The organism is Paractinoplanes rhizophilus, from assembly GCF_042664765.1.
Lineage (GTDB): Bacteria > Actinomycetota > Actinomycetes > Mycobacteriales > Micromonosporaceae > Actinoplanes > Actinoplanes rhizophilus.
Map to the genome: position 1 here is coordinate 61,789 of NZ_JBHTBJ010000037.1, position 6,623 is coordinate 68,411.

Consider the following 6,623-nt stretch of genomic DNA (forward strand, 5'->3'; position numbering starts at 1 on the left):
CATGACGACAATGGCAGTGCGGCCGCGGGCGGCCGGGAGCGACTTCGCGGAGCTGGGCCGGCGCATCAACGCGGCCGGCCTCCTGCAACGGCAGCCGGTCTATTACGCGGTGCGGCTGAGCCTGGTGGCCGCGGCCCTGATCGGCGGCTGGGCGGCGTTCTTCGTGATCGGGTCCTCCTGGTGGACGGTCGCGGTGGCGGTCTTCCTCGCCGTGGTGTTCGCCCAGATCGCCCTGGTCGCCCACGACCTCGCCCACCGCCAGGTCTTCCGCACCAACACGCCGAGCCGCCGCGCCGGCCTGATCGCGGGCAACCTCGGGATCGGCATGTCCTACGGCTATTGGATGGACAAGCACACCAAGCACCACGCCAACCCCAACCACGACGACCTCGACCCCGACGTCGGCCCCGGCGTGCTGGTGTGGAGCCGCGAGGCGGCCCAGGGCAAGGGATTCCTCACCAAATACCAGGCGTATTTCTTCTTCCCGCTGCTCACCCTGCTCGGCCTGTCGCTGCGAAAAGACAGCATCCGCGCGCTGCTCGACGGCACGGTCAAACGCCGCCGCACCGAGGGCCTCCTGCTGGCGATCCACCTGATCGCGTACGTGTCGGCGCTGCTCGCCGTGCTGAGCCCGCTTCAGGCGCTGGCCTTCTTCGTCGTGCACCAGGCGCTGTTCGGGGTCTATCTCGGCCTGACCTTCGCCCCCAACCACAAGGGCATGCCGCACCCCGACGGCTCCGAGGACTTCCTCCGCAAGCAGGTGCTGACCTCCCGCAACGTGCGCGGCAGCCGCTTCGTCGACGCCGCGCTGGGCGGCCTCAACTACCAGATCGAGCACCACCTGTTCCCCGCCATGCCGACGCCCAACCTGCGCAAGGCCCAGCCCATCGTTCAGCAGTTCTGCGAGGAGACCGGAGTGTCCTACGAGATGACGTCCCTGACCGACTCCTACGCCCAGGCCTTGCGCCACCTGCACGAGGTAGGCGCCGACCTCCGCCGGCCCAGGTCATAGCGCCACCTCCGCCGGGCCAGGCCATAACGCCGGCCCCCGCCGGGCCAGGCCATGGCGCCAGCCTCCGCCAGGCCAGGCCAGGCCGGGGCTCCAGCCGTGGCCCAGCACCGCACGCCAGGGTCACCCGCCCCGCCGCAGGTGCCCACCCGCGCCAGCCACGCCAGCGCATCCCGCCACCTGCGGCGCGGCGCGACCCAACGCGACACGGCCCCCGGCGGCGCTGCGTGGTCGGCGCGGTCGGCGAAGCGCGGCGCGGTCGGCGCAACGCGGCACGGTCGGCCCGGCGCGGCACGGTCGGCGCAACGCGGCGCGGTCGGCCCGGCGCGGCGCGGTCGGCCCGGCGCGGCGCGTGCGGCACGGCCCGGCGCGGGCAGCGAGATCCGCAACGCCCAGCGCGACACGGCGGAGCACCTCGTCAGCAGGCGCGGCCGACGCCGTCGCAAAGACCTGCTACCTGCTCGGCGTGTCCACCCGCCGGATGGACCAGTTCATACGCAGCCGTGACCGAGGGCGGCGCCTACCGATGGGCGATGGACCGACGCGACGGCGGCGCAGGTGTTCGCGGGGTGTGCGGTCCGGGTGCGTAGCAGCCGGATCCCGCGGCCGGCTGACGAGCGCCGAAAGGGGGACAGTCCGAGGGTCTGGCCACTAGGGACAGGCGGCGTACTGATGACGGCGGCCCGGGGCTGGGTGGGAGGCCCAGAGCGAGGCATCCGTACGGCTGGACAGCTGCCGCCAGGCCGGTGCGGTCGCCGCGTCGCGTTCCCGGACCGCGCTCAACATGCGGCGCCACAGCTTCGCGGCCTCGTTGCGAGGCACGTGGTGCTGCACGTAGGTGGTCAGCGACGGCAGCATCGCGAGCACGTCCTGCAACTGCAGCGCCGCGTCGGTGCCCGCGGCGTACGCCGCGGCCTCATCGGCTCGCAGTTCCACCGTGCGGTCGTCGCGGGCCGCGATGGCGTTCAGCTTGCGGTGGATCGCGTAGAAAAACAATGCGAGGGTGCCGCCGATGGTCTGCCACAGGAATAGGCCGACGAGGTGGAACCCGATGCCAGTGTCCATCGCCGACACCAGTGGCGGGCGAACCAGCCGCCCGAGCCGGCCGAAGGTGGTACGAGCCGGCTGAGTCAGCAGCGAGCGCCGCGCATCGAAGTGCTTGAGATGGCCCAGCTCGTGGCCGATCAGTGCGACCACCTCCTGCGGACCCAAGGCCAGCAGCAGCGGCACGCCGAGCACCATGACCCGCTGCCGGCGCAGGACCCCGGTGTCGACCACGCTTGCGTTCCAACGGAAGTCGAACAGCAGCATGTCCGGTTTCGGCGTGCCGGTCTCGGTGGCGATCCGGTCGATCAGCATGTCCAGGGTGGGTCGTTCGCCGGGGCGCAGCCGATAGCTGTTCTTGAGCATCGGCTTGAGCCGGGCGAGGCGGGGCCGGATCAGCACCGCGAGGCCGATCAGCAGCAGGCCGAAGACCAAGGGGAAGAACGGGCCGCCCACGACGACCAGCCACAGACCGGTCACGGCCAGAACCATCATGGACAGCAGCAACACGGCGGAGACGGCCCCCAGCAGAACGAAGCCGTCGCGGGTCACCGGCGACGGTGCGGCCGATCGGGCCAGCAACATGTCGGACCGGTAACCGGCGCGTTGGTCAGCAAGGCGGATTCGGGCCCAGAACCAGCTGATGACGCTGTTCAACGCGATGACCACGCAGGCATGGAAGTCCCAGCTCCGGGTCCAGCCAGCAGGACACGTTCCCGCATACTGGCCAGGTGTCGCGGAACATGGGACGATCCGCCCATCAGATGGGACGGCAGCCGGGAATACCGGTTATGTCCGACGATAGTTGATCACAGATGGCCAAGGTTGAAGAGTTCCCGTCGGGCCGCAACCGCAGCTCATCAAGATCAGCGCGCCGCGGCACCCGGGACGAGCCGACACCGGAGAACGCGGCCACCACCGGCACCGCAACCGGCCGCACCCACGGCGACCACGCACGACCCCGGCAACGCCCCGGCAACCGGCGACACCCACGCCGACCACGCGCGACCCAGGCAACCGGCGACCACGCGCGACCCCGGGCCACGACAACGGAAGTGGCGAGAAATCAGACCCCCGCCCCCAAGGGTATTTAGCAATGGGATAAGGCCGGCTCATCCGGCCGCGCCCGTTCCGCCGCCTTCATCGCCGGGGCACATGCCGCTATCGCCGAACATCTGGCCCGCGACACCTGATCCTCTCGCGTTACGGCTCGACATCAGCCTCCCGGATGAAGTTCCCTTGCTCACCTACCACGACCTCGACAACTACCTCTCCCCTTGGTCCCGAAGCTCACTGCGCGTACCGGGCGCCAGTTCGTCTCGGTGTGGGCAACCAAGCGGCATGCGCCGACATCCGCAGTCGCGGTATGCCAAACCCAGACGACTCGCGACCCCTGGCGGGTCGTACTCGTTTGAGGTGAGCACGACGACCGCCACCGGTAGTACCGCCTTCAAGGAACAGATTCGAGATCAGATCAGCGTGGAGCGTCCCCTGCCTGCCGGCGGTGTCGCCCTGCAGCTTGCGTTCGTAGTCGGGCCCCGTCGCGCGTGGCCGAACCTCTGGAAGGCCACGATCGACTCCCTCGCCTCCGTGCTCGGCCGCGACGCCGGAGCCGAGCATGGAATGTGCGCGACGGTCGTATAACAAACCTCGGGCTGCACTGCGTCGTCAACGGGGACGCGGGCCACCGCGTGATCATCGCGATCCGAGCCAGCACGGTCGGCCGGTAGACACCGTCGTCAAGCGCCGATACGCAACTCGACCGGCAACGCCAACGATCGCAAGATTGGGACGGCACGACCAGCCGGAATCGAGCGTTGTCAGCGGCAAATCCGGACGTCCGGGGCGCAGGAAGAACGGCTAGATTCCGGCAGTCCCGGCGAACACGCGCACAGCAGGTGGAACCCCAGTTTGAGCCCGGGTCTCGAGCAGGTATTGGAGGGCTCGTTCGAGTCGTTGAGGGTCGTCGGCGAGTTGGCCGAGGGCGGAGTTGCATCGGGTGCACAGCAGTCCGCGCGTGCAGTTGCCGCAGGTCGGGTTCTTCGGGGTCGGCTTGTGCGGGCAGCAGTTGTGGTCGTGGTCGACGCACCAGGGCCAGTCCGGTCGGCCTTTGTGCGGATCGTGGCCCGGCTGCCGCAGGCAGATCGGGCAGCGGCCGTTCTGTACGGCGAGGAGCTCTCGGTAGCGCTGCTCGGTCAGCTGATATCTGCGATCGCGGTATTCCATGGTTCGACCAACATAGTCCGCCGCGGATGGCCCAGTTCGCCAGTAGCACAGCCGATGGTCGGCCGGTTGAGCGGCGGCTACGACACTGGGTGCAGTCCCCACCGGCATCTGGGCGACGACCCGTTCCAGACGGACGAGAGCGCCTATTCGTCCCAGCTCGCGCGGATCGCGGCAAATCAGTGTTTTGATGAGGAATGTCAGCAACCCGTTGATAGCTACTTGCTGGAGAACCTGCGCAAATGGCGGGCGGCTGTGTGGTCACCTGATTCAGCGGCGCGCCGGACTTCTTCTACTCGACCGTGCTCGAGCAGCACGGTCAGGCGGCGTGCATGGGCCAGACTGGCTTCGTCCGGATGCTGGTCCGCCCACTCCTGGAGAGCAGCAAGCGCGTCGTCCACACGACCGAGATCCTTGAGGTAGTACACAAGCCACATGACGTCATGGCCGGCAGCGATCTCGCGGCGAAGTTCGTCCTCCCGACCCTGGCGGCTCAATGCCTCCATGAGGGTGGCGCCGGCGCGATCGTCCCCCGCTTCCTGCATTGCCCGCAATTCGTCGAGCCGGTCAGCATCGACCAGAATCTCGAAGAAGGCGATGGCGGAGCACCTGTCACCGGCACCGGCTCGGCGTCGTAGCTCGGCCTCGTCGTCGGCGAGACGAAGCTCGCGCATCGTTCGATCGCACAACCGCTCGGCGGCCTCGTCTTCGTGGACGGCATACCGGTGCGCGGCGCCGTAGTAGGACCAATCCCTCACCGCGGCATCATGCCACTGGACGTACCGCCTGGGGTTGTTCGCTCATCGGTAGGCTAAAACACCCGTACATCGGCACGACCGTCCGTCGGGTGCACGTGCCACATGACGAATATCTTCGGGATGCACTTGCCGACCCTTTCGAGATCCGAGCGGGAGAGACTGGCTCAAGGCGAGGTGAAAGCTGCTCGACTAACTGGATCGCCTCGCCGGTCCCGGGGCCTGGCCGCCGCGCTGGTGACAACGCGTGATCGCTCTGGGCAGCGCATCCGCGATGACAGCGGCAAATGAGCAGTGCGGATCTGGGGTGAAGTCGAATCCGCATTATCGGTCTGCCTTGCTCGCCGAAGAATCATCAATGAGCTCATTCGCGAATATGCCAACTGAGCTGGACTCGACGGCACCCGCCAAATGAATTACGGCGAAAAGGACCATATCGACACATTCGTAGAGCTTTGTGTCAATGTGGTGGCGCAGCGATGAGGCGGCGTGGCAGAATCGAGATCGTCAATCGAGATCCATCGTTCCGCCGGTGAACGATCCCCTGCCGCGGATAGGCTGTACGGCACGCGAGATCGGCAACGGCGCCGGGCAGGATTCGACGCTGTGACCGTAGGCCAAGACGGATCGCAGGCTGGTTTAAGAGGCGGGAGTGGCAGTGACCGACTCAACGACCGACCCATCTTGGTCCAATGCGACCTGGCGCAAGAGCTCTCGGAGTGGCGGCTCAGGCAATTGCGTCGAAGTGGCCTTTCTTAACAAGAGGGTAGCGTTTCGCGATTCGAAGGATCCCACCGGACCGATTCTGGTCTTCACCAACGAAGAGTGGAGATCGTTTATTGCCTGGGTCAGAGAAGGGGCTCCAGAGCATTCACCGTGAGCTAAATGCTGAGGCCTTAGCGCATCTCCTCAATGAGAGGCCCTAGAAAGGCTGGCAGTTCTTCACGGGCAGTCGCCACATCCTCAAGTCGATAAAATTCATCCTTGTAGCGAGCGATCACGTCGGTTCCTTCGCGCGTCGTAACGTTAGTCGACCGATTGTCAAGAAAAAGCAATTCATCATCTTCCGGGAACTCGAGCATCGCAAAGCTTCCTTGCATTCCGAAATGGATACCCTTCCGAAAGGGGACGATCTGGATGCTGACGCGCGGATTCGCTGCTAATTCCTGCAGTCGAACTAGCTGCCGCATCATGATCCGCCCGTCCCCAGGCTTTGCGCCAACCCACCTTCGAACCGCGGATTCATCGATGATGAAGAACATTTCGGGAGGATCGTCTCTATCCAGCACCACAGTCTGGCGGAGCAGCCGCGCCTCGGTCTGGCGCTCAATGTCACGCTCAGTCGTGTCAGGCGTCGAGAAGGCGCGGTTGACCATCCGGGCGTACTCCTCCGTCTGAAGGAGGCCAGGGATCCAAAACGTCTCCACCTGTCGCACCAATGAGGCCGATGCCTCGTAGCTCAAATGTAACTGATCAGGTCGGTCGTTTGGGGCCGGTTTGATCTTGGTGGGGTTGTTGGGCAAGATGTCCGGGTGCCTGACGTGCCGTCCATCGTGGAGTTGCTGGAGCGGCTTGTCGCGTTGGAGAAGGCC

Annotated in this window: 7 protein-coding genes; 3 read left to right on the forward strand and 4 right to left on the reverse strand. The window is 66.3% G+C overall.

All coding sequences use genetic code 11. The features are described 5' to 3' along the window. Window position 1: 1 nt before the first annotated feature. Window positions 2–1,012, forward strand: a complete 1,011-nt coding sequence (locus ACFQS1_RS32780; protein ID WP_378975876.1) for a fatty acid desaturase family protein — start codon at window positions 2–4, stop codon at window positions 1,010–1,012. A gap of 648 nt (window positions 1,013–1,660) precedes the next feature. Here the strand turns inward: ACFQS1_RS32780 and ACFQS1_RS32785 are convergent. Further along, window positions 1,661–2,638 (reverse strand): M48 family metallopeptidase, encoded by a 978-nt coding sequence (locus tag ACFQS1_RS32785; RefSeq protein WP_378975877.1) that lies wholly within the window; start codon window positions 2,636–2,638, stop codon window positions 1,661–1,663. Window positions 2,639–3,469: 831 nt separating this feature from the next. On the opposite strand from ACFQS1_RS32785, the gene ACFQS1_RS32790 reads away from it, so the two are divergent. Beyond that, the gene (locus ACFQS1_RS32790; protein WP_378975878.1) at window positions 3,470–3,697 is read left to right on the forward strand and encodes a hypothetical protein; all 228 of its coding nucleotides are present in this window, start codon (window positions 3,470–3,472) and stop codon (window positions 3,695–3,697) included. A 216-nt stretch (window positions 3,698–3,913) separates the two neighbouring features. Here the strand turns inward: ACFQS1_RS32790 and ACFQS1_RS32795 are convergent, their stop codons facing one another. Next, on the reverse strand, window positions 3,914–4,279 hold the full coding sequence (locus ACFQS1_RS32795) for an endonuclease VII domain-containing protein (protein ID WP_378975879.1): 366 nt from the start codon (window positions 4,277–4,279) through the stop codon (window positions 3,914–3,916). A 215-nt stretch (window positions 4,280–4,494) separates the two neighbouring features. After that, window positions 4,495–5,034, reverse strand: coding sequence for a hypothetical protein (locus ACFQS1_RS32800; protein ID WP_378975880.1), 540 nt, complete (start codon window positions 5,032–5,034; stop codon window positions 4,495–4,497). Between the two features lie 655 nt (window positions 5,035–5,689). On the opposite strand from ACFQS1_RS32800, the gene ACFQS1_RS32805 reads away from it, so the two are divergent. Beyond that, window positions 5,690–5,911, forward strand: a complete 222-nt coding sequence (locus ACFQS1_RS32805) for a DUF397 domain-containing protein (protein WP_378975881.1) — start codon at window positions 5,690–5,692, stop codon at window positions 5,909–5,911. Between the two features lie 16 nt (window positions 5,912–5,927). Here the strand turns inward: ACFQS1_RS32805 and ACFQS1_RS32810 are convergent. Continuing rightward, window positions 5,928–6,623 (reverse strand): DUF5753 domain-containing protein (locus tag ACFQS1_RS32810; protein WP_378975882.1); only part of this gene is annotated, 696 nt, incomplete at its 5' end.

Bases quoted from the DNA above. Each gene is read 5' to 3' on its own strand.
- ACFQS1_RS32780 (WP_378975876.1), top strand. From the start codon at position 2: ATGACGACAATGGCAGTGCGGCCGCGGGCGGCCGGGAGCGACTTCGCG.
- ACFQS1_RS32785 (WP_378975877.1), bottom strand. From the start codon at position 2,638: ATGTTGCTGGCCCGATCGGCCGCACCGTCGCCGGTGACCCGCGACGGC.
- ACFQS1_RS32795 (WP_378975879.1), bottom strand. From the start codon at position 4,279: ATGGAATACCGCGATCGCAGATATCAGCTGACCGAGCAGCGCTACCGA.